The sequence below is a fragment of the Pseudomonas sp. PSE14 genome, assembly GCF_029203285.1.
Lineage (GTDB): Bacteria > Pseudomonadota > Gammaproteobacteria > Pseudomonadales > Pseudomonadaceae > Pseudomonas.
Genome location: NZ_CP115669.1, coordinates 1,961,933 through 1,982,438, shown reverse-complemented (window position 1 = coordinate 1,982,438; position 20,506 = coordinate 1,961,933). Strand labels below are relative to the sequence as shown.

Annotated in this window: 18 protein-coding genes; 6 read left to right on the top strand and 12 right to left on the bottom strand. The window is 65.7% G+C overall.

What is annotated here, in order from left to right:
* Positions 1-141 precede the first annotated feature (141 nt).
* The 5 genes from atuD (at position 142) to O6P39_RS09290 (ending at position 7,306) form a co-directional block, all read left to right on the top strand.
* The gene (gene atuD, locus O6P39_RS09310) at positions 142-1,302 is read left to right on the top strand and encodes a citronellyl-CoA dehydrogenase (RefSeq protein ID WP_275611059.1); all 1,161 of its coding nucleotides are present in this window, start codon (positions 142-144) and stop codon (positions 1,300-1,302) included.
* A 111-nt stretch (positions 1,303-1,413) separates the two neighbouring features.
* The gene (atuE, locus tag O6P39_RS09305) at positions 1,414-2,211 is read left to right on the top strand and encodes an isohexenylglutaconyl-CoA hydratase (RefSeq protein ID WP_275611058.1); all 798 of its coding nucleotides are present in this window, start codon (positions 1,414-1,416) and stop codon (positions 2,209-2,211) included.
* Positions 2,212-2,227: 16 nt separating this feature from the next.
* Positions 2,228-4,219 (top strand): geranyl-CoA carboxylase subunit apha, encoded by a 1,992-nt coding sequence (atuF, locus tag O6P39_RS09300; protein WP_275611057.1) that lies wholly within the window; start codon positions 2,228-2,230, stop codon positions 4,217-4,219.
* Between the two features lie 225 nt (positions 4,220-4,444).
* Positions 4,445-5,266, top strand: coding sequence for an NAD(P)-dependent oxidoreductase (locus tag O6P39_RS09295; RefSeq protein ID WP_275611056.1), 822 nt, complete (start codon positions 4,445-4,447; stop codon positions 5,264-5,266).
* A gap of 213 nt (positions 5,267-5,479) precedes the next feature.
* Positions 5,480-7,306, top strand: a complete 1,827-nt coding sequence (locus tag O6P39_RS09290) for a long-chain-acyl-CoA synthetase (RefSeq protein WP_275611055.1) — start codon at positions 5,480-5,482, stop codon at positions 7,304-7,306.
* 431 nt (positions 7,307-7,737) lie between these two features.
* Here the strand turns inward: O6P39_RS09290 and O6P39_RS09285 are convergent, their stop codons facing one another.
* The 9 genes from O6P39_RS09285 to O6P39_RS09245 all read right to left on the bottom strand — a co-directional run bounded on the left by O6P39_RS09285 (position 7,738) and on the right by O6P39_RS09245 (position 16,076).
* Complete coding sequence (locus O6P39_RS09285) at positions 7,738-8,376, bottom strand: hypothetical protein (RefSeq protein WP_275611054.1); 639 nt, start codon at positions 8,374-8,376, stop codon at positions 7,738-7,740.
* 80 nt (positions 8,377-8,456) lie between these two features.
* Positions 8,457-9,107 (bottom strand): hypothetical protein, encoded by a 651-nt coding sequence (locus O6P39_RS09280; RefSeq protein WP_275611053.1) that lies wholly within the window; start codon positions 9,105-9,107, stop codon positions 8,457-8,459.
* Complete coding sequence (locus O6P39_RS09275) at positions 9,104-9,694, bottom strand: RNA polymerase sigma factor (RefSeq protein WP_275611052.1); 591 nt, start codon at positions 9,692-9,694, stop codon at positions 9,104-9,106. Before O6P39_RS09275 ends, O6P39_RS09280 begins: the two co-directional genes overlap by 4 nt.
* A gap of 1 nt (position 9,695) precedes the next feature.
* Complete coding sequence (locus O6P39_RS09270) at positions 9,696-11,426, bottom strand: VWA domain-containing protein (RefSeq protein ID WP_275611051.1); 1,731 nt, start codon at positions 11,424-11,426, stop codon at positions 9,696-9,698.
* Between the two features lie 310 nt (positions 11,427-11,736).
* Positions 11,737-13,176 carry a PLP-dependent aminotransferase family protein gene (locus tag O6P39_RS09265; RefSeq protein WP_275611050.1) on the bottom strand — a complete coding sequence of 480 codons (1,440 nt, stop codon included), beginning with the start codon at positions 13,174-13,176 and terminating at the stop codon, positions 11,737-11,739.
* A gap of 116 nt (positions 13,177-13,292) precedes the next feature.
* Positions 13,293-13,928, bottom strand: a complete 636-nt coding sequence (locus O6P39_RS09260) for a response regulator transcription factor (protein WP_275611049.1) — start codon at positions 13,926-13,928, stop codon at positions 13,293-13,295.
* Positions 13,929-14,084: 156 nt separating this feature from the next.
* Positions 14,085-14,897 (bottom strand): OmpA family protein, encoded by an 813-nt coding sequence (locus O6P39_RS09255; RefSeq protein ID WP_275611048.1) that lies wholly within the window; start codon positions 14,895-14,897, stop codon positions 14,085-14,087.
* Positions 14,894-15,253, bottom strand: coding sequence for a DUF4398 domain-containing protein (locus O6P39_RS09250; protein WP_275611047.1), 360 nt, complete (start codon positions 15,251-15,253; stop codon positions 14,894-14,896). The genes O6P39_RS09255 and O6P39_RS09250 overlap by 4 nt, the downstream gene beginning before the upstream one ends.
* A gap of 13 nt (positions 15,254-15,266) precedes the next feature.
* A complete protein-coding gene (locus O6P39_RS09245; protein ID WP_275611926.1) occupies positions 15,267-16,076 on the bottom strand; it encodes a transporter substrate-binding domain-containing protein in 810 nt (269 codons plus the stop codon).
* Between the two features lie 115 nt (positions 16,077-16,191).
* On the opposite strand from O6P39_RS09245, the gene O6P39_RS09240 reads away from it, so the two are divergent.
* A complete protein-coding gene (locus O6P39_RS09240; protein ID WP_275611046.1) occupies positions 16,192-17,142 on the top strand; it encodes an alpha/beta hydrolase in 951 nt (316 codons plus the stop codon).
* 74 nt (positions 17,143-17,216) lie between these two features.
* Here O6P39_RS09240 and fabV read toward each other — a convergent pair whose 3' ends face one another.
* From fabV to O6P39_RS09225, 3 genes are all read right to left on the bottom strand, one after another.
* The gene (gene fabV, locus O6P39_RS09235) at positions 17,217-18,413 is read right to left on the bottom strand and encodes an enoyl-ACP reductase FabV (RefSeq protein ID WP_275611045.1); all 1,197 of its coding nucleotides are present in this window, start codon (positions 18,411-18,413) and stop codon (positions 17,217-17,219) included.
* A gap of 215 nt (positions 18,414-18,628) precedes the next feature.
* Positions 18,629-19,558 carry an FAD-binding protein gene (locus O6P39_RS09230; RefSeq protein ID WP_275611044.1) on the bottom strand — a complete coding sequence of 310 codons (930 nt, stop codon included), beginning with the start codon at positions 19,556-19,558 and terminating at the stop codon, positions 18,629-18,631.
* The gene (locus tag O6P39_RS09225) at positions 19,558-20,307 is read right to left on the bottom strand and encodes an electron transfer flavoprotein subunit beta/FixA family protein (RefSeq protein ID WP_275611043.1); all 750 of its coding nucleotides are present in this window, start codon (positions 20,305-20,307) and stop codon (positions 19,558-19,560) included. Before O6P39_RS09225 ends, O6P39_RS09230 begins: the two co-directional genes overlap by 1 nt.
* Positions 20,308-20,506 lie beyond the last annotated feature (199 nt).

Below are 20,506 nucleotides of genomic sequence, written 5' to 3'. Positions count from 1 at the left end.
GCAAGCGGTAGAGGGAGCCAAAGCGACCCGGCATGAAACGGACCGCCCGGCCACTCCGGATAGCCCCCTCTCCCTTCAGGGAGAGGGTTGGGGAGAGGGCCAGCGGCGGTGAACCAGACAAGGCTCAGGAGACCAACAACAATGATCTTCACCCAGGAACACGAAGAACTCCGCCGCACCGTCCGCAACTTCGTCGAGAAGGAGATCAATCCCTACATCGACGAGTGGGAGAAGGCTGGCCGCTTCCCGATCCACGAAGTCTTCAGGAAGGCCGGGGCGCTGGGCCTGCTGGGCATCTCCAAGCCGGAAAAATTCGGCGGCATGGGCCTGGACTACAGCTACTCGGTGGTGGCTGCCGAGGAGTTCGGCACCATCCATTGCGGCGGCATCCCCATGTCCATCGGCGTGCAGACCGACATGTGCACCCCGGCCCTGGCACGCTTTGGCTCCGACGAGCTGCGCGAGGAGTTCCTGCGTCCGGCCATCGCTGGCGAAATGGTCGGCTGCATCGGCGTCTCCGAAGTGGGTGCCGGTTCCGACGTCGCCGGGCTGAAGACCAGCGCACGCAAGGACGGTGACGACTACATCATCAACGGCAGCAAGATGTGGATCACCAACTCGCCCTCCGCCGACTTCATCTGCCTGCTGGCCAATACCTCCGATGGCAAGCCGCACCTCAACAAGTCGCTGATCATGGTGCCGATGAACAGCAAGGGCATCAGCGTCAGCCCGCACCTGGACAAGCTCGGCATGCGCAGCTCGGAAACCGCCCAGGTGTTCTTCGACGACGTGCGCGTGCCGCAGCGCAACCGCATCGGCGTCGAGGGCTCGGGCTTCATGATGCAGATGCTGCAGTTCCAGGAGGAGCGCCTGTTCGCCGCAGCCAGCGGGATCAAGGGCCTGGAGTACTGCGTCGACACCACCATCGACTACTGCAAGGAGCGCAAGACCTTCGGCCAGGCGCTGATCGATAACCAGGTCATCCACTTCCGCATGGCCGAGCTGATGACCGAGATCGAGAGCCTGCGCGCCCTCACCTACCAGGCCACCGAGCTGTACGTGGCGGGCAGGGACGTCACTCGCCTGGCCTCCATGGCCAAGCTCAAAGTCGGCCGCCTGGCCCGCGAAGTCACCGACGCCTGCCTGCAGTACTGGGGCGGCCAGGGCTTCATGTGGGAGAACCCGATCTCGCGCGCCTACCGCGACACCCGCCTGGTTTCCATCGGCGGCGGCGCGGACGAAATCATGCTGGGCATCATCTGCAAGCTGATGGGCACCCTGCCGGGCAAGAAGAAGGGCTAAGGGCTTTTGCCCTTGTAGGAGCGAGCTTGCTCGCGAACAGCTCTGCAGCGGGGCTGGTTCGCGAGCAAGCTCGCTCCTACAGGGAACATCCGACTCCATGAGGAACCCGGCATGAACGAATTGCCGAACTGCGAAACCCTGCTGCTGGAACCTGAAGGCGGCGTGCTGCATGTCACCCTCAATCGTCCGGACAGCCGCAACGCCATGAGCCTGGCGATGGTCGGCGAACTGCGCGCGGTGCTCGCCGCCGTGCGCGACGACCGTGCCGTGCGCGCCATCGTCCTGCGCGGCGCCGGCGGGCACTTCTGTGCCGGCGGCGACATCAAGGACATGGCCGGTGCCCGCGCCGCCGGTCCCGAGGCTTACGCCGCGCTGAACCGCGCCTTCGGCGGCCTGCTGGAAGAAGCCCAGGCGCAGCCGCAGGTAGTAGTCGCCGTGCTGGAAGGCGCGGTGCTGGGCGGCGGCTTCGGCCTGGCCTGCGTCTCGGACATCGCCATCACGGCGGCCGACGCGCAGTTCGGCCTGCCGGAAACCAGCCTCGGCATCCTGCCGGCGCAGATCGCGCCCTTCGTGGTGAAGCGCATCGGCCTGACCCAGGCGCGCCGCCTGGCTCTTACCGCCGCTCGCTTCGACGGCCGCGAGGCGCTGCGCCTGGGGCTGGTGCATGCCTGCGCGGACAGCGCCGAAAGCCTCGGTGAGCAACTGGCCCAGACGCTCGACCAGGTGCGCCGCTGCGCCCCCGGCGCCAACGCCGCCACCAAGGCCCTGCTGCTGGCCACCGAGACGGAAGCCCTCGGCCCGCTGCTGGACGACGCCGCCCGCCAGTTCGCCGAAGCGGTGACTGGCGCGGAGGGTGCTGAAGGCACGATGGCCTTCGTACAGAAACGCAAACCGAACTGGGCGCAGTAGCCCCGAGGAAATCTCCATGCCCAGCTTCGACAAGATCCTCATCGCCAACCGTGGCGAGATCGCCTGCCGGGTGATCCGCACCGCCCACGACCTGGGCTACCGCACCGTGGCCGTGTACAGCGAGGCCGATGCCAATGCCCGCCATGTGCAATTGGCCGACGAGGCCGTGTGCATCGGCCCGGCGCCGGTGGGCCAGTCCTACCTGAAGCCCGAGGCCATCCTTGACGCCGCGAAACGCACCGGCGCCGACGCAATCCACCCCGGCTACGGATTCCTCTCGGAGAACGCCGACTTCGCCCGCGCCTGCAACACGGCCGGCATCGTCTTCATCGGCCCCGGCGTGGAAGCCATCCACCTGATGGGCAGCAAGCGCCTGTCGAAGATCGCCATGCTCGAAGCCGGCGTACCCTGCATCCCCGGCTACGAAGGCGTGGAGCAGGACGACGCGACACTCACCCGCGAGGCCCAGCGCATCGGTTACCCGCTGATGATCAAGGCCAGCGCCGGCGGCGGCGGGCGCGGCATGCGCCTGGTGACCCGCGAGGAAGACCTCGCCGAACAGCTGCGCACTGCCCGATCGGAAGCGCAGAACGCCTTCGGCAGCGGCGAGCTGATCCTTGAGAAAGCCGTGGTGCAGCCGCGCCATGTGGAAATCCAGGTGTTCGGCGACCGCCACGGCAATATCGTCTACCTCGGCGAGCGCGACTGCTCGGTGCAGCGCCGCCACCAGAAGGTCATCGAGGAAGCGCCGTGCCCGGTGCTGACCGAGGAGCTGCGCGCCGCCATGGGCGAGGCCGCGGTGAAGGCCGCTGCGTCGGTGAGCTACGTCGGCGCCGGCACCGTGGAGTTCCTGCTGGAGGCCAGCGGCGCCTTCTACTTCCTGGAAATGAACACCCGCCTGCAGGTGGAGCACCCGGTCACCGAACTGGTCACCGGCCAGGACCTGGTGGCCTGGCAGATCCGTGTCGCCGAGGGCCATCCGCTGCCGCTGACCCAGGAGCAGATCCAGCTCAAGGGCCATGCCATCGAGGTACGTCTGTACGCTGAGGACGCCGGCAACGGCTTCCTCCCGCAGACCGGCCAGGTCCTGCGCTGGACACCACCGCAGCTGGACGGCATCCGCATCGACCACGGATTGCGCGAAGGCCAGCCGGTGACGCCGTTCTACGACCCGATGCTGGCCAAGGTCATCGCCTACGGCGCCACCCGCGACGAGGCCCGGCGCAAGCTGGTGCGCGCCGTGGAGGACTGCGTGCTGCTGGGCGTGACCGGCAACCAGCGCTTCCTCGCCAACCTGCTCAAGCACCCGGAGTTCGTCGCCGGCAAGGCCACCACGGCGTTCATCGGCGAGCAGTTCGCTAATGACCCGAGCCTCGCACCGCGCCGGCCGCAGCCGCTGGAACTGGCCTGCGCCGCTGCCCTGCTCTACCAGGCTTCGGCCAGTGACCGCGCGCACCAACCGGGGCTCTCCGGCTGGCGCAGCGCCGGCAGCGCGCCGTGGCGATTCGCACTCAAGCAGGGTGAGGAGAAATTCATCGTCGAACTGGAGGTCCGCGAGCATGGCACCCAGCCGGCGTTGCTGGCGCGCATTGGCAACGTTCAGATCGAGCTGCGCCTGCTTGGGGAAGAAAACGGTGATGCCATTCTCGAAGCCGAAGGCATCCGCCGCCGTCTCCCCTTCCACCGCGATGGTGCACGACTGTGGCTGTATGGCGCGGACGGCAACCTGGAGTTGCTCGACGTCACCCACGAACCCGCCGGCGCGGTCGGCGGCGCAGGCTCGGGCACGGTGAAGGCGCCGATGGATGGCGCCATCGTCGATGTGCTGGTGGCAGAGGGCGCGCGGGTCAGCAAAGGTCAGCTGCTACTGGTGCTGGAAGCGATGAAGATGGAGCACCCGCTCAAGTCCGGCGTCGACGGCGTGATCCGCCGTGTGCAGGTGAGCAAGGGCGAGCAGGTGAAGTCGCGGCAGTTGCTGGTGGAGGTGGAGGCGCTGGAGTCCGCCTGACAGCTTGGTTTCCCTCACCCCAGCCCTCTCCCAGAGGGAGAGGGAGCCGATTGTGCCGGCTGAATACACGGTTTCGTCCTGCTCCGAACAGTCCCCTCTCCCTCCGGGAGAGGGTTAGGGTGAGGGCAGGCCCAAGCGCACCAGACATCAGGAAGCACATTTCGTAGGAGCGGATTCATCCGCGATTCCGTCCAACAACGACAACAAGAACACGGAGCCCCAACCATGTCCCTCAACGGCAAAACCCTCTTCATCACTGGCGCCAGCCGTGGCATCGGCCGCGAGATCGCCCTGCGCGCCGCGCGCGATGGCGCCAATATCGTCATCGCCGCCAAGAGCGCCGAGCCCCATCCGAAACTGGAAGGCACCATCTTCAGCGTCGCCGCGGAAGTCGAGGCCGCCGGCGGCAAGGCTCTGGCCCTGCAACTGGACGTGCGCGACGAGAACGCCGTGCGCGAGGCCATGGCCAAGGCGGCGGGACATTTCGGCGGCATCGACGCGGTGGTGAACAACGCCGGCGCCATCAAGCTGGTGGGCGTGGAGCGCCTGGAGCCCAAGCGCTTCGACCTGATGTACCAGATCAACACCCGCGCCGTGATGGTCTGCAGCCAGGCCGCGCTGCCCTACCTGAAGCAGAGTCAGGGCCACATCCTCAGCCTGTCGCCACCGCTGAACATCGCCAACAAATGGTTCGCCCAGCACGGTCCCTACACCGTCACCAAGTACGGCATGAGCATGCTCACCCTCGGGATGCACGAGGAGTTCAAGCGCTACGGCATCAGTGTCAACGCCCTGTGGCCGAAGACCATGATCGCCACCGCCGCCATCGAGTTCGAACTGGGCAGCCGCGAAGCCTTCAAGCGCGCCCGCACCCCGGCGATCATGGCCGATGCCGCCCACGCGATCCTCGCAAGCCAGGGCCGCAGCATCAGCGGACGCCTGCTGATCGACGAGGACATCCTGCGCGAACAGGGGCAGACCGACTTCGAGCAATACCGCTTCGATCCAGACGGCGGCAGCCTGGTGCCGGACCTGTTCCTCGACTGAGGATCCGCCATTCGGCGCGCCCCAACGGAAGGCGGATAACCGCACGCGGTTATTCGCCCTGCGGCGCTTGCGCTGTGCCGCTGCTGCCCTCCGCTGGCCCATTTGCCGAACTGCCTGACGTGCCGCGCGTCCGGGTCATAGCCTCGATGCGCAAACACCTCCTAGAGTGATGGGACGCCAGTTCCCGCAGAACAACGACAAAGCGCGAGAGCCATGACCCACGCCGACCTGATCACCCCGACCCGCTTCCTGGCCCACCTGCCCGCCACCCTCGGCCGCGTACCGCGAATGCTGCGCGGGCTCTACTACACCGGTATCCGCAACCGCGAGAAGAACCTCTCCCTGGGCTGGGCCCTGGAGCGCGCCGCGCGCCTGTACCCGGACAGCCCGGCGCTGATCGACGAACGCCGGCGCCTGTCCTATGCCCTCTTCAACGGCTGGGCCAACCGCCTGGCGCGAGCCTTCCAGGCCGAGGGCGTGGGCCATGCCAGCGTGGTGGCGGTGATGCTGGAGAACCGCGCCGAACTGATGGTCGTGCTCGCCGCACTGGCCAAGCTCGGCGCCATCGGCGCGCTGGTCAACACCACCCAGCGCGGCCAGGTGCTCAGCCACAGCCTCAACCTGGTCAAGCCCAGCCACTTCGTGGTCGGCGAGGAGCTGCGCGAAGCTTTCGAGGAGGTCCGCCCGGTGCTCGAGAACAGCGGCGGACGCTGCTACTGGGTGGCCGACGGCGACACCCTGAGCGAACCCAGCCAGCCGCCGGTGGGCTGGCACAACCTGATGCGCATGGCCCAGGAACAGGGTTCGACCAACCTGGCCCAGACCGCCCAGGTGCGCCTGAAGGACGCCTGCTTCTACATCTACACCTCAGGCACCACGGGCCTGCCGAAAGCCTCGATCATGAGCCACGGCAAGTGGATCAAGGCCTACGGCGGCTTCGGCCACTCGGGCTTGGGGCTGAGCACCAGCGACGTGCTCTACCTGACCCTGCCCTGCTACCACAACAACGCCGTGACCGTGTGCTGGAGCGCGGCGCTGGCCGGGGGCGCGGCCATCGCCCTGCGCCGCCGGTTCTCCGCCAGCGCCTTCTGGAAAGACGTGCAGGCCTACCAGGCGACCTGCTTCGGCTACATAGGCGAACTCTGCCGCTACCTGCTCAACCAGCCGGAATGCCCGGAGGAACGCGGCAACAGCCTCACCTGCATGATCGGCAACGGCCTGCGCCCGTCGATCTGGAACGAGTTCAAGGCGCGCTTCGGCATCGAGCGGATCACCGAGTTCTACGCCTCCAGCGAAGGCAACATCGGTTTCACCAACGTCTTCAATTTCGACAACACCGTGGGCTTCTCCCCGGCCACCTATGCCATCGTCCGCTACGACCTGGAGAACGACCGACCGGTGCGCGACGCCAAGGGCTTCATGGAAAAGGTCGACAAGGGCGAGGCGGGCCTGCTGATCAGCGAGATCAGCGACAAGTGGCCGTTCGACGGTTATACCGACCCGTCCAAGAGCGAGGCGGCGATCTTCCGCGACGTGTTCAAGAAGGGCGACGCCTGGTTCAACACCGGCGACCTGATGCGCGACATCGGCTTCAAGCACACCCAGTTCGTCGATCGCCTGGGCGACACCTTCCGCTGGAAGGGCGAGAACGTCTCGACCACCGAGGTGGAGAACGCCCTGGGCGCCTTCCCGGCTGTCGAGGATGCGGTGGTCTATGGCGTGGAGATACCCGGCACCAACGGCCGCTGCGGCATGGCCGCGCTGCGCCTGCGCGATGGCGCCAGCCTGGACGGCAGGCAACTGGCCGAACACCTGGACCGCGAGCTGCCGGCCTACGCCGTGCCGCTGTTCCTGCGCCTGCTGCAGCAGGTCGAGACCACCGGGACCTTCAAGTACAAGAAGACCGACCTCAAGCGCAGCGCCTACGACCCGCAGCAGGTGAACGAAGCCCTGTTCGTGCGCCTCCCCGGCGAGACCGGCTACCGGGCACTGGATGGTGGCCTGTTCGAGGCGATCCGCCGCGGCGAGCACCGCTTCTGAGCATCCGTAGGGCGTACAACCGTTCGCGGTTGTACGCCGTTATGCCGTGCGCATCGCCAGCGCGATGACCAAGCCCGGAGTCCATTGAGATTGCGGCGCCGTGGCCAAGTTCGGAGCGCCCGGAAACCAAGGCCAAACGGCGTATAACGTCGAACGTTATACGCCCTACGCCACGGCTATCCCGGTGCCGGACGGCTTTTCGTGGGAGCAACTGTCTTCTACCGGGTTAATCCCTGCCTGCGCTTCCCCCTCACCCCAGCCCTCTCCCTCAGGGAGAGGGAGCCGTCCGTGCCGGCTGACACTTCGGTTTCATCCTGCACCGAACAGTCCCCTCTCCCGCTTGCGAGAGAGGGTTAGGGTGAGGGGCCCTTGATCTTGTAGGAGCGGACTCTGTCCGCGATAAGCATCGAAGCCCTCGCCGAAAGTACAGATCAGTTACGGAACTGGAACTGCAGCTCCGCGCCACGGATATCCGAGTGCCAACTGTCGTCGTCGGTCTCGCGCTCGTTGCGTTCGCGCTGGATCAGCCGTCCGCCGACCTGGAACGGACTCTGCCCCGTCTTCTCCTCGAACATCGGCGGTAACAGCGGCTTGTCTTCCAGCTCCGGCACCGGCTTGTCGGGCTGCAACTGATGCACCAGATCCCTGGGCAGGCGCAGGTCCAGCTTCACCGGCGGCAACGGCTGCTTGACGGCGGGATCGACCGCCGGCTTTTTCGCCGTCCTCGCCCGTGAGTCCACCTTGGTCTCGCGCTTGGCAGGGGTTTTCGCTTCGGGCCTGGTTGCCGCCTCGACGGCCGGCGCCTTGGCTGATGCCACCGGCTCAGCCGCAGCCGGCGCGGCTTCCGACTCGCGCGGCTGCTCGGCAGCCGGCTGCGGCGCAGGCGAGGAGGCTGGCGCCGTCACTGCGGCGGGCTGCGCAGGCGGAGTCGGGCTCGGGGCCTTGTCCTTGTGCTCATCGCCACAGGCGGCAAGCAGCAGTGTCAGACAGGCGGCAAGGAGGATTCGGCTGGACGTCATGATCGGGCAGGCGGAAAAAAACGCGCCATGCTGGCGCGAGTCGAACGCCATGGCAAGAGGCCAGTTATCACCAGCTTTTGCCGTTACCCCTTGAGTCTGTCAGAGGCCGCCTTGCGGCGGCCTGTCTTCGGTCAAGGCTTGGCCGGCAGGGCGCGCAGCGCGGCATCGATATCCAGCTTCGGGAACTGCCGTTGCAGGACCTGGCGCAGCTCGCGAGCCTCATCCTTCCTCCCCTGCTCCTGCAGCACACGCAGACGCAACAGGCTGGCCTGGGGTTCTTCCGGGGCCATGGCATCGGCCATCTGGGCGGTGGGTGCGGCCTCCTCCGCCAGCGCGCCGGACGCCTTCGCCGCAGGCGGCGCCGCATACTGCTGGTTGGCGATGCTACGGGCGACGGACTCGGCCTTGCGCTTGGCTTCCGCCGGCTCGGCGACGGGCGGCGCCGCAGGAGCCATGGCAGGCGCCGGGGCCGGTGGTGCCGCACTCAATATGGCCGGGGCGACGGGAGCGTCGAAGCGCTGCGGCGCTTCCTCATAGGTGCGCAGGGTCAGGCTCAGGCCGATGCCCAGGGTCGCCAGGCCAGCCACGGCGACACCCCAGCGCTGGCGGCTGCCGGTACCCAGTAGCCAGTGGCGCAGGCGGTCGGAGAAGCCAGGCTTGCGCTCCTGCACGGCAGCCCGGGCGGCGGCCAGGATGCGCGCGTCCAGCTGCGCCGACGGCTGCTCGTCGCTGTGCCGGCGGTAGTGCTCGAGCAATTCCTGCTCGCGCGGATCGCGGTTCATGGGCTCACCTCCTCGGTCGCCGCCGGGTCGGACAGCAACCGGCGCAGTTTCTGCAACGCGTAACGCAGCCGGCTCTTCACCGTCTCGGCCGGGGTGCGCGTCAGCTCGGCAATCTCATTCAGTTCCAGGTCGCCGTGGGCGCGCAGCAGGAAGACTTCGCGCTGCTCCTCCGGCAGCGCTTCCAGGGCGCCCTGCAGGCGCTGCTGGTCGCGGCTCAGGACCAGTTCGCGTTCGGGGTCCTCGCTCTCGCCGGGCAGCGCATCGCCGTGGAGTTGCTCGTCGAAGCTCTCCTGGCGCCCCTGGTGCCGGCCCTGCTTGCGCCAGTGGTCGATCAGCCGGTTGCGGCCGATCTGGTACAGCCAGGTCTTGAAGCTGGCCGCGCCCGGCTGGCTGTCACTGCGGACCAGGCTCAGCCAGGTTTCCTGGAAGACTTCCTCGGCCTGCGCACTGTCGCCGCACAGGCCGCAGAGGAAGCGGAACAGGCCGAGGCGATGGCGAGCATAGAGCTCGGCAAAGGCCTCGGCGTTGCCTTGTCGATAACGCCGCAGCAGCGCGGCGTCACTGTCGTCCCTGAAGGGTATGTTCACATCACTCGATCCGTGCCTGTTCGTGTACCGGGGTCTGCAGGCTCTGCGCCAGCTCGGCGAGCTGGACGAACTCACCGCGCAGGCCGAAGCGATCCTCGCCGCGCGCGGCGCGAGCCAGTTGCACAGTATCGCCGATGCCGAAGGCACCGGTGTAGCGGCCACCTTCCAGCTGCTGGGCGAAGGCCGCCACCGCCGCGGCGAAGCGCAGGTCATCGCTGGCCTGGGCAATGTTCGCGCGCTGCTCGGCGGCGCGGATCGGCCGCTCGATCAACTGGCTGGCACCGCCCTGCGGGCCCTTGTAGCGCACTCGCAGCAGGGCCAGCTCATCCCCCTTGGCAGCGCCCTTCGACGCGTCGTTCTGGTAGCGCAGCGGCTCCAGCCAGCCCTTGCCGCCCGCCAGGACTATCTCGTAGAGCGCGGTGACCGTGTGCCCGGCGCCGATCTCGCCGGCGTCCACCTTGTCGTTGCTGAAGTCTTCACGCTTGAGTGCACGGTTCTCGTAGCCGAGCAGACGGTATTCGCTGACCTGTGCGGGGTTGAATTCCAGCTGGATCTTCACGTCCTTGGCCACCACCGCGAGGGTCGAGCTGAGCTGCTCCACCAGCACCTTGCGCGCCTCGCGCAGGTTGTCGATGTAGGCATAGTTGCCGTCGCCGGCGTCGGCCAACTGCTCCATGAGCTGCTCGTTGTAGTTGTCCACGCCGTAGCCGAGGGTGGTCAACGAAACGCCGCTGCGGCGCTTTTCGGCGGCCATCTGCTTGAGGGTCTCGAAGTCGCTGATGCCGACGTTGAAGTCGCCGTCGGTGGCCAGCAGGATGCGGTTGATGCCCTTGTCCAGGTAGCCCTTCTGCGCCATCCGGTAGGCCAGTTCGATGCCCGACGCGCCCGCTGTGGCGCCACCGGCCTGGAGCTGCTCGATGGCGTTGCGAATGGTCGCCTTGTCGCGCCCGGACGTCGGTTCCAGCACCACCCGCGACTCGCCGGCGTAGACCACCAGCGACACCTTGTCCTGGTCGCGCAACTGGTCTACCAGCAGCTTCAGGGTGCTCTTCACCAGCGGCAGGCCCTCGCGGCGGTCCATGGAGCCGGAGACGTCCACCAGAAACACCAGGTTGGCCGGCGGCAGCGCGGCGACGCTGCGGTCCGAGGCCTTGATGCCGACGCGCAGCAGGCGGGTATTCGGGTTCCACGGCGTGGGCGCAAGCTCGGTGGTGATGCCGAAGGGCGATGCGGCATCGCTGGGCAGTGCGTAGTCGTAGGGGAAGTAGTTGACCATCTCCTCCAGCCGCACCGCGCCCTTGGGCGGCAGGCGACCTTCGTTGAGGATGCGGCGGACGTTGGCGTAGCTGCCGGTATCCACGTCGATGCTGAAGGTGGAGACCGGGTCCTGGGCCACGGCGTGCACCGGGTTGTCCGGCAGGTTCTGGTACTGCTCGCGCGGCACGTCCACGTAGCCGGGCTGCTGCATGTCGGCCATGGGAGCGGGGGCGATGCTCGCGACAGGCGCCTGTGCGACATAACCGACGGAGCGCTCCAGCTTGGCACTCTCCGCCAGCTGCGGCGGTGGGCTCGCGGGCTTGATGGTGGGCTCGACCTGAATGGCGTCGGCGTTTGCAGCGGCTTTCTGCTTCGGTTCGCCCTCGCGGGAAATACCGCAGCCGGCGACGGCGATCAGCAGACCGATGGCGAAACCCTGGGCGGCAGGGCGAAGGAAGTGAACGGGAAGCGACATGGCGGCAGCCTCGTGGAGGGATTCAACTCCTCAGACGAGGCCGCGCGGGGAAACGGGTTAACGCAGTGTGGAACCGGAGCTTTTCGTAGGAGCGAGCCTGCTCGCGAACAACCCAGCATCGATATGGCCGGGTAACTCTATTCGCGAGCAAGCTCGCTCCTACAGGTACGGGTGCTCACCGGCAGACCTTGGCATCCTCGCGCTCAGGGCCCGGCCCTGGCATTGGCGGCCGGTCATGGTGTAACGGCGTACAACCGCGAACGGTTGTACGCCCTGCCCCAAGTGGATTAGCGTCCGGTGTAATCAACGATCAGGCTGCGATCAGCCCTTCCTGGCACAGCTGGCAGGCCAGCATGCCGAGAGTCATGATCGCCCGCTCCGCCTCGCGGTCCCACGGGATGCCGCAGGTCAGCCGCAGGCAGTTGTTGAACTGCTCGGTGTTACTGAAGATCAGCCCCGGCGCGATGCTGATGCCCTGCTCCAGCGCGCGCACGTGCAGCTCCTTGGTGTTCACCTTGGCCGGCAGGCTGACCCAGAGGATGAAGCCGCCCTTGGGCCGGGTCATCTGCGTGCCTTCGGGGAAATACTGCTGCACCGCCAGCTGGTAGGCGGTCATGTTCTTGCGGTACTCCTGGCGGATGTAGCGCAGGTGCCGGTCGTAGCCGCCGTTCTCCAGGTAGGCCGCCACTCCCATCTGGGTAACGGTGCACGCCGAATGGGTGGTGAAGGTCTGCAGGCGGCGGATTTCTTCCTGGTAGCGCTCGGTGATGATCCAGCCGATGCGCACGCCGGGGGAAATGGTCTTGGAGAAGCTCGAGCAGTACACCACCCGGCCGTCGCGGTCATGGGCCTTGAGCGCCTTGGTCTGGCCCTGGTCGAACATCAGCTCGCCGTAGATGTCGTCCTCGATCACCCCGATGTTGTGCTCGGCGGTGAGCTTGAGCAGCTGCTTCTGGCGGTCTTCCGGGATGGTGCCGCCCAGCGGGTTGCTCAGGCGCGGGGTCAGCACCAGCGCCTTGATCGGCCACTGGTTGGCGGCCAGTTGCAGCGCTTCCAGGCTGATCCCGGTGAGCGGGTCGCTGGGGATCTCGATGACCTTGAGGCCGAGGATGTCGGCCAGCTGCAGCAAGCCATAGTAGCTCGGCGACTCGGTGGCTATCAGATCGCCCGGACGGGTCATCACGCGCAGCGCCATGTGGATCGCGTCCACGCAGCCATGGGTGATGGTCACCTGGGTCGGATCGACCACCACGCCGGCATCGCGCATGCGGATCGCCACCTGGCGGCGTAGCGGTTCGTAGCCGGGGCTGAACATGTAGCTGAAGGCCCGCGGGCTGGAGAAGCGGGTGACCTTGGCCAACTGCTGGTGCAGCGCGCGGACCGGGAGGTAATCCACGTGCGGCACCGCCGCGCCCAGCGGGAACACGCCTTCGCGGCGCGCCTCGGCGAGCACCTGGTTGATGATGCTGCTGCGGGTGACCAGGCCCGGGCGCTCGACCCGGGCGATGTCCGGCGTCGAGGCGGTCAGCGCCGGCGTACGGTGCACGTAGTAGCCGGACTGCGGACGCGCGCGGATCAGTCCCTGGTCTTCGAGGGTGGCATAGGCCTGCAACACCGTGGCGTGGCTGACGTTGAGCTGGGTGCTCAGCTTGCGCACGGACGGCACACGCTCGCCCGGCTGGTAGACACCACGGCGGATGTCTTCGGCCAGTTGCTGGGCGATGCGCTGGTACAGAAGCAGATTGGACATGACGGCCATCCCTCGGTCATTGGACCGAAACAGTAGCTAAAAAGCCGCAACTGTTCCAGAACAGTGACAGGGATTGTGCGCGTTACAGTTACCGCTGACCAGCGCTACATACCGCGTCAGACCTCGCCGAGCCAGTCCAGTACGCCGAAGGCGACCAGTTGGGCGTCACTGGTCAGGCCAAGCTTCTGCATGGCGTTGCGCTTGTGGGTGCTGATGGTCGAGACGCTGCGGTTGGTGCGCTCGGCGATCTCGCCAACGGTGGCGCCGTGGGCCAGGCGCCGGATGATGTCCATCTCGGTCGGGCTCAGCGGCCGCCCGGTGTGACGCGGCTGGCGCAGGGTCGGGTCGATGTAGGTGTCGCCGCGGCGCACGCGCTGTATCGCATCGGTGAGCACGCTCAGGGCACTGCGCTTGCAGACATAGCCCAGTGCGCCACACTTCACCACCGACGCCGCCATCAGCGGAGCGCCAAGCAGTGAGTACACCAGGATCTGCACGCCGGGGTAGTGACGGCGCAACCATTCGATCAGGTGTACGCCATCGCGTCCACGTTCGCCCGGCAGCGCCATCTCCATGATCAGCAGGTCGGTATCGGTCCATTCGCTCAAAGCGGTCAGCAGGCTCTCCGTGTCGCTGACATAGGCTTTCACCTGAGCGTCGCAGTGTTCGGCCAGATAATGCTCCAGCCCCCAGCCAATCATCGGTTGGGCATCCGCCACGATCACGTTCAGGGTCTTTTTTTCGGACAGCATTTACGTCTCTCGCTGGTGACTCCCCAGCATGGGGATTAGTCGCACGGGTTCATTTTCGCCAACGCGACCCTCGAATAATTTCGAGATCCCCATGCAAGAAGCCCCGGAGCGGGGAGCTCCAGGGCTTCATTTGCAACGCCATGTGACCGGGTGTGTTCAGCGCTCGGCGCCCAACTGGCCCTTTTCGTCGGAGAAGACGATCTCGACCCGGCGGTTCTGCGCCCGCCCCAGCGACGAGGCGTTGTCCGATACCGGATAGGCCTCGCCGTAGCCTTGCACCTGGATACGCTTGGCGTCGACGCCCAGGTCGGACAAGGCGTCGGCCACCGACTGCGCGCGGTCCTTGGACAGTTGCAGGTTCTGCTGCCGATCGCCGTCGCTGTCGGTATAGCCCTCGATGCGAATCACCCGCCGCGGGTTGAGCTGGAGGAACTGCACCACCTTGAGCACGGTGCGGTTGGCGGCGGGCTTGAGGTCAGCCTCGCCACTGTCGAACAGCACGTCGCCGAGGGTCAGCACCAGGCCGCGCTCGGTTTCGTTGGTGGCCAGGCTGACCATCTGCTGTTCCAGCCACTTGTTCTGCTCCTGCACGTTGGCCAGGCGCGCCTCGCGCATGGCCAGTTGCAGACGTTCGCGTTCGAGCTGCTGCTTGGCCAGGCGTTCCTGGTTTAGCGTGTAGTTGCTGTGCTCGCGGGCAATCTCGCTGTAACGCTGGCTGAGATAGGAATACTGCAGCACGTCGTCGCTGCTGCCCCAGTAGTTGGACAGACGCTCGGCACGCGCCAGCGATTCGCCGGCGCGGATGACATCCTTGGGCGCGCTGCGCAGCACCGCGGAATCTTCCTTCACGGACTGGAACTGGGTACGCGCCTGCTCCAGGGACTTCTCGCTCAACTGGCTGTTGGCGCAGCCCGCCAGCGCGACCACGGAGCCCAGCGCCACGAAGCGCAACAGTTGCAGTGAAGTCATTGCGCTTCCCCCAACTGTTTACGCAGGCGATTGATGCTCTTGCTCTGCTCGGCCAACTGGTCCGCGCTCTTGCGCGTCAGCTCCTTGGCCTCGGCGAGGCGGGCATCGAGCTCGGCCTGCTCGGCAAGCTGCCGCGCCTTCTTGTTCGACTCCACCGCCAGGGCGCCCTTGGCAGCCTGGTACTTGTCCTCGGCGAGCTTCAGCTCGGCTACGTCATCCGTCGCGCCCACGGCCTTGGCCTGCTCCAGCGCCTGTTCGGTAAGGCGCATCTGCTCGGTGGGTGCCGGGTCGTTCGTTGTGCAACCGGCCAGGGCAAAAAGAGCCAGACCGGCGGCCATCATCCGTCGATTGATCACGAAATCTGTTGTCCTACTGGGTGGGAGTGCTGGCGGGCTGCAACTGCTGCCCCTTCCAGCGGGCCAGGTTGTCCTGCAGCAAGCGCTGCGGGACTCCGGCGGCCGTCAATTCTGTCATTTTTTTCGCCAGTTGTCCGCGCAGCCAGGGGTCGTTGCAAGCGGAGTTGTGCGCCAGTGTCAGGTACAGACCCTCGCTGGAGACCGGCGGTTCCAGCGGCTGCAGGTCATCCACCATGCCGAGGCTGGCGGCCACCGCAAGGCCGGGATAGTGCTCGTAGAGCACGTAATCGGAACGCTTGAGCAGCAGCTTCTGGAAGGCCTGGGTCAGGCTGGGCACCTCCTCCAGAGTCAGTTGCTGCTTGGCGAAGCTGTCGAAATCGGCACCGAAGCTGTTATTCACCAGGGTGCCGCCCTTCAGCCCGCGCAGGTCCTCCCAGTGCGCATAGGGTAAGGTGGCGTCCTTGCGCGTCCAGACCACGCTGTCGGTGGTGAGGAAGGCCGGATGGATGTAATCCATGGTTTCCAACCGTGCGGGAGTCAGGAAGGCCCCGGCGATCAGATCGACGCGCCCCAACCGCGCTTCCTCCTGCGCCCGCGCCCAGGAGCCGGTGTAGATCACCCGGATATCCACGCCAATGGACTTGCCGATCTGCTCCAGCAGGTCGGCATTGGCGCCGATCAGGCGCTCGGGCTTCATCGGGTCGCGCCACAGGTAAGGCGGGTACTCTGGATTGCCGGTGGCGACCAGGCGCTCGCATTTACCCGCGGCGAAGCCGGCCAGGGGCGCCGAGAAAGTCGCCAGCAGAAGAGCTGCACGCAGCATCGTGGAGCAATGGAGCATCGTTAATCTCGCTTACCGGAAGTAAGAACGGTCATGCTTAGACCTGCAAAATGCTAGCGTAAAGCACACCATCCCGATTTGGTAATAAGGACTTCTCATGAAGAAAGCCCTTCTGTTCCTCGTCCTGCTGCTCGCCGCCACGGCGGGCATGTTCTATGCCGTTCCCGCCACGCTGCTGGCCACCGCGCAGTTCGCCGAAAGCAGCCGCGCGGGCCTGGGCGAACGCAGCCTGACGGTGGACAATCTCGACATCCACTACTACGAGGGCGGCCCGGACAAGGCCCAGACCATCCTGCTGGTCCACGGTTTCGGCGCCGACAAGAGCAACTGGCTGCGCTTCGCCCGCTTCCTCACCGACCGTTACCAGGTCATCGCCGTCGACCTGCCGGGCTTCGGCGACAGCAGCCGCCCGGAGAACATCAGCTACGACGTCGGCACCCAGGCCGAACGCCTGGCGGACTTCATGCGCGAACTGGGCATCGGCCGCTACCACGTAGTCGGCAACTCCATGGGCGGACACATCGCCGCGCTGCTCGCTGCACGCCACCCGAATAACGTGCTGTCGGCCGGCCTGTTCGACAACGCCGGGGTCATGGCGCCCCGCCAGAGCGAACTGTTCCAGCGCCTGCTCAAGGGCGAGGACAACCCGCTGGTGCTGCGCTCGGTGGACGACTTCCCCGCCCTGCTCGACTTCGTCTTCGTGCAGCGGCCGCCCATGCCCTCTCGGCTGGAGCACTACCTGGCAGAACGTTCGCTGGAGCGCAGCGCCTTCAACAACAAGGTCTTCCAGCAACTGCGCGAGCGTTATATCCCACTGGAGCCGGAATTGCCGAAGATCACCGCCCCCACCCTGCTACTGTGGGGTGACCGCGACCGGGTGCTGGATGTATCCAGCATCGACGTAATGAAACCGCTGCTTAAAAAGCCCAGCGTAGCCATCCTGCGCGATTGCGGCCATGTGCCGATGATCGAACGGCCGGAAGAAACCGCCAGACTGTACCTGGACTTCCTCCAGCAGAGTCAGGCACCGGCCACCGCGGCCAACTGAAGGTTACGGAAAACAGAAACGGCGCCCTGGGGCGCCGTTTCTGTTTGAGCGGGAAGTCCGCGAGGACTTCGACCTCAGAGCTGGATCAGATTGGGAATCTGCACGTCCGGATTGACGTCCTGCTCGTAGTCCACACCCGCGATCTCGAAGCCGAACAGGCGCAGGAACTCGGTCTTGTAGCCGGCAAAGTCGGTCAGCTGGTACAGGTTCTCGTTGGTCACCTTGTCCCACAGGTCCTTCACGGTGTTCTGCACATCCGGCTGCAGTTCCTTGTAGTCGGCGCGCAGGCGGCCGTCGGCGTCCAGGTGCGGTTCGGCGCCGTACAGGCTGTCGCGGAACAGGCCGTCGACCTGCTCGATGCAACCTTCGTGAGTGCCCTTCTCCTTCATCACCTTGAACAGCAGCGACAGGTACAGCGGCATCATCGGGATAGCCGAACTGGCCTGGGTGACCACAGCCTTGAGCACGGAAACGCGGGCGTCACCGCCGGTGGCGGCCAGCTTCTCGCGAATGCCCAGGACCTTCTGGTCCAGGTCCTTCTTGGCGGCGCCGATGGAGCCGTTCCAGTACAGGTCGTGGGTGATCTCTTCACCCAGGTAGGTGAAGGCGGTGGTTTTCACGCCATCGGCCAGCACACCGGCTTCCTGCAGCGCGTCCATCCACATCTGCCAGTCTTCACCGCCCATCACCGCCACGGTGTTGGCGATTTCCTCGGGCGTCGCCGGCTCCATCACGCTTTCCTTGATCACTTCCTTGTCGGTGTCCAGACCTCGGAAGTTGACGGTCTTGCCGACCGGCTTGAGCACGGAGTTGAAGACCTCGCCGGTCTTCGGATGGGTACGGCGCGGCGCGGCCAGGCTGTAGACCACCAGGTCGACCTTGCCCAGGTCCTGCTTGATGGTTTCGATGGTGACCTTCTTCACTTCGTCGGAGAAAGCGTCGCCGTTGATGCTGCGCGCATACAGGCCCTTGGCCTTGGCGAACTTCTCGAAGGCAGCCGAGTTGTACCAGCCGGCGGTGCCCGCCTTGGTTTCGCTGCCCGGACGCTCGAAGAACACGCCCAGGGTGTCGGCGCCGGCGCCGAAGGCGGCGCTGATGCGCGCGGCCAGGCCATAGCCGGTGGAGGAACCGATCACCAGGACCTTCTTCGGACCGTTGGCGATGGGGCCGTGCGCCTCGACGTACTCGATCTGTTCCTTGACGTTGGCTTCACAGCCGGTCGGGTGGGTAGTGACGCAGATGAAGCCACGCACGCGCGGTTTGATGATCATGAAAACCTCGGTAGCCAAGTGTCGATTGAACACATTCAGGAACTGGAGACGTCGCGCATTGTAGATGAGACACCTTCGTCCGGGGACTTATCGGCGAAGATTCGTGACCAATGGGTCATGCGCGCGGCGAATCATCCCTTTCTACAGGGAAATCAAGGACCTGAAATGAAAGAACCCGCCACGTGGGGCGGGTTCCTTCAGCAAGCGGATCGGGCTCAGACGGCCTTTTCCAGCTCCGGTACGGCTTCGAACAGGTCGGCGACCAGACCGTAGTCGGCAACCTGGAAGATCGGCGCCTCTTCGTCCTTGTTGATCGCAACGATCACTTTCGAATCCTTCATGCCCGCCAGGTGCTGGATGGCACCGGAGATGCCCACCGCGATGTACAGCTGCGGTGCAACGATCTTGCCGGTCTGGCCGACCTGCATGTCGTTCGGCACGAAGCCGGCGTCGACCGCGGCGCGGGAAGCACCGACAGCGGCGCCCAGCTTGTCAGCCAGGGCGTAGAGGATCTTGAAGTTGTCGCCGTTGCCCATGCCGCGGCCGCCGGAAACGACGATCTTGGCAGCGGTCAGTTCCGGACGGTCGGACTTGGCCAGTTCTTCGCCCACGAAGGCGGACTTGCCGGCGTCAGCCGGGCCGGAAACGGCTTCAACGGCAGCGGAACCACCTTCGGCAGCGGCGGCGTCGAAACCGGTGCCACGTACGGTGATGACCTTCACGGCAGCCGAGGACTGCACGGTAGCGATGGCGTTACCGGCGTAGATCGGGCGCTTGAAGGTGTCGGCGCTGACCACTTCGATGATCTCGGAGATCTGGTCGACGTCCAGCAGGGCGGCGACGCGCGGCAGGAAGTTCTTGCCATTGGTGGTCGCGGCGGCCAGCACGTGACTGTAGCCCTTGCCCAGCTCAGCGATCAGCGGAGCAACGTTCTCCGGCAGTTGGTGAGCATAGGCAGCGTTGTCGGCGACCAGCACCTTGGAAACACCAGCGATCTTGGCAGCGGCTTCGGCCACGCCACCGACGTTGTGGCCAGCGACCAGGATGGCGATATCGCCGCCGATCTTCTGCGCGGCAGCGACGGTGTTCAGGGTGGCAGCGCCCAGAGCGCCGTTGTTGTGCTCAGCGATTACCAGGATAGCCATCAGATTACTTTCGCCTCGTTCTTCAGTTTCTCGACCAGTTCGGCAACGGACTTGACCTTGATGCCGGCGCTACGGGCAGCCGGAGCTTCGACTTTCACGGTCTTCACGGTGGAAGCGGTGGAAACGCCCAGGGCGTCCGGGGTCACCACGTCCAGCGGCTTCTTCTTCGCCTTCATGATGTTCGGCAGCGACGCATAGCGCGGCTCGTTCAGGCGCAGGTCGGTGGTGACGATCGCCGGCAGGTTCAGGGCAACGGTCTGCAGGCCGCCGTCGATTTCACGGGTGACGTTGACCTTGTCGCCAGCCACTTCAACCTTGGAGGCGAAGGTGCCCTGGGCGTAACCGGACAGCGCAGCCAGCATCTGGCCGGTCTGGTTGTTGTCGCTGTCGATGGCCTGCTTGCCGAGGATGACCAGCTGCGGCTGCTCTTTGTCGACAATGGCTTTCAGGGCCTTGGCGACAGCCAGGGAATTCAGTTCGTCGTTGGATTCGACGAGGATGGCGCGATCGGCACCCAGCGCCAGCGCGGTGCGCAGTTGCTCCTGGGCGGCGTTCGGGCCGACGGAGACCGCAACGATCTCAGTGGCGACGCCCTTCTCTTTCAGGCGAACGGCTTCTTCCACGGCGATTTCGCAGAAGGGGTTCATGGACATCTTGACGTTGGCGAGATCGACGCCGGAGTTGTCCGCCTTGACGCGGACCTTGACGTTATAGTCAACCACTCGTTTGACAGCTACAAGAACCTTCATGGATTCCTCGTTATTCTCCGGTGAATAGGAATGTCGCCAGACAGGCCTGGCTGGTAGTGCACGCCATCTGCGACTACATCCAGCGAGACCGCGACCGCAAAACCGCAGGTATCTTGACCGCATCGCCCTGGCGGGTCAATACGCGAAAATACCCCTACATAAGCCGCGGACCCCGATTCTATCAGGGTTACGCGCGATT

What these genes read in the sequence shown, in the direction of transcription:
- atuD (WP_275611059.1), top strand. Translation starts at nt 142, where the DNA reads ATGATCTTCACCCAGGAACACGAAGAACTCCGCCGCACCGTCCGCAAC.
- atuE (WP_275611058.1), top strand. Translation starts at nt 1,414, where the DNA reads ATGAACGAATTGCCGAACTGCGAAACCCTGCTGCTGGAACCTGAAGGC.
- atuF (WP_275611057.1), top strand. Translation starts at nt 2,228, where the DNA reads ATGCCCAGCTTCGACAAGATCCTCATCGCCAACCGTGGCGAGATCGCC.
- O6P39_RS09295 (WP_275611056.1), top strand. Translation starts at nt 4,445, where the DNA reads ATGTCCCTCAACGGCAAAACCCTCTTCATCACTGGCGCCAGCCGTGGC.
- O6P39_RS09290 (WP_275611055.1), top strand. Translation starts at nt 5,480, where the DNA reads ATGACCCACGCCGACCTGATCACCCCGACCCGCTTCCTGGCCCACCTG.
- O6P39_RS09285 (WP_275611054.1), bottom strand. Translation starts at nt 8,376, where the DNA reads ATGGCGTTCGACTCGCGCCAGCATGGCGCGTTTTTTTCCGCCTGCCCG.
- O6P39_RS09280 (WP_275611053.1), bottom strand. Translation starts at nt 9,107, where the DNA reads ATGAACCGCGATCCGCGCGAGCAGGAATTGCTCGAGCACTACCGCCGG.
- O6P39_RS09270 (WP_275611051.1), bottom strand. Translation starts at nt 11,426, where the DNA reads ATGTCGCTTCCCGTTCACTTCCTTCGCCCTGCCGCCCAGGGTTTCGCC.
- O6P39_RS09265 (WP_275611050.1), bottom strand. Translation starts at nt 13,176, where the DNA reads ATGTCCAATCTGCTTCTGTACCAGCGCATCGCCCAGCAACTGGCCGAA.
- O6P39_RS09260 (WP_275611049.1), bottom strand. Translation starts at nt 13,928, where the DNA reads ATGCTGTCCGAAAAAAAGACCCTGAACGTGATCGTGGCGGATGCCCAA.
- O6P39_RS09255 (WP_275611048.1), bottom strand. Translation starts at nt 14,897, where the DNA reads ATGACTTCACTGCAACTGTTGCGCTTCGTGGCGCTGGGCTCCGTGGTC.
- O6P39_RS09245 (WP_275611926.1), bottom strand. Translation starts at nt 16,076, where the DNA reads ATGCTGCGTGCAGCTCTTCTGCTGGCGACTTTCTCGGCGCCCCTGGCC.
- O6P39_RS09240 (WP_275611046.1), top strand. Translation starts at nt 16,192, where the DNA reads ATGAAGAAAGCCCTTCTGTTCCTCGTCCTGCTGCTCGCCGCCACGGCG.
- fabV (WP_275611045.1), bottom strand. Translation starts at nt 18,413, where the DNA reads ATGATCATCAAACCGCGCGTGCGTGGCTTCATCTGCGTCACTACCCAC.
- O6P39_RS09230 (WP_275611044.1), bottom strand. Translation starts at nt 19,558, where the DNA reads ATGGCTATCCTGGTAATCGCTGAGCACAACAACGGCGCTCTGGGCGCT.
- O6P39_RS09225 (WP_275611043.1), bottom strand. Translation starts at nt 20,307, where the DNA reads ATGAAGGTTCTTGTAGCTGTCAAACGAGTGGTTGACTATAACGTCAAG.